Origin of the sequence: Tepidimonas fonticaldi, from assembly GCF_001675355.1 — a bacterium.
GTDB lineage: Bacteria > Pseudomonadota > Gammaproteobacteria > Burkholderiales > Burkholderiaceae_C > Tepidimonas > Tepidimonas fonticaldi.
Genome location: NZ_LZDH01000041.1, coordinates 1 through 810, shown reverse-complemented (window position 1 = coordinate 810; position 810 = coordinate 1). Strand labels below are relative to the sequence as shown.

At 42.3% G+C, this 810-nt stretch carries 1 protein-coding gene; it reads left to right on the top strand.

Annotation, left to right across the window (positions count from 1 at the left end; all coding sequences use genetic code 11):
- Positions 1-683 (top strand): helix-turn-helix domain-containing protein (locus A9O67_RS12995; protein ID WP_197484431.1); only part of this gene is annotated, 683 nt, incomplete at its 5' end.
- Positions 684-810: the final 127 nt, after the last annotated feature.

The window sequence follows — 810 nt, the reverse complement described above, 5'->3', positions numbered from 1 at the left end:
ATTTTCGCCAATATTCGAACGACGTCATTTCTCATCAACATGATGGGCAGTGGCAAGTCGTTTTGTCGTTATCTGGGCAGATGGAAATTAATATGTACCGGCAACATTTTCTGTTAAATGCAGGAAAGGGGGTCGTGATCCCGCCTAGTGTGAGTCATGCATTTAGCGGGCAGCTAGGAAATCAAAACTACGTATTAGAAATGCCAGCCACAGCACAATGGGCATTAAATGAAAAAATGACGCAATTTACTCTGACACCTGCCGCAATTGGTCTTTTGAATTGGTTGCAAAACTTCCCACAAGCTCTGGAACATAATGTTACGGTTGCTCGTCTATTGTTGGCACAGTTAAAACCTGAAAATAAATGGATTGATGAGCTTTCTCAATGGGTGGAACTGCGTCTACACCATCCTATTAGTTGTGAAGATATGGCAACGGCTTTTTGTATGTCAGTGAGTACGCTTCAACGAAAAATAAAGGCTGAAACACAGTTAACGGCGATGCAGTTTCTATTCCAAAAACGCATGGAGGCGGCAGGGCGCTTATTATTATCCAATAAATCAATAGAACAAATTGCATTAGCGGTGGGCTATGACTCACATTCGGCATTTAGTCATGCATTTCGCCAATTTTATAGCAAAACACCGAATGAATATCGTTTGCAGGGAAGTCACTTACGGTAGGTTATTTTGGCGAGCTTTGTTGCCAGATAAAAATTCGCCACCTCGCCCGCAGCCAATTTTTATCTTTTTACAGCTTAGACCATGCGGATCCCTTCAAATGGGTTCCAGTTGTCCAATCCTTTGGTTT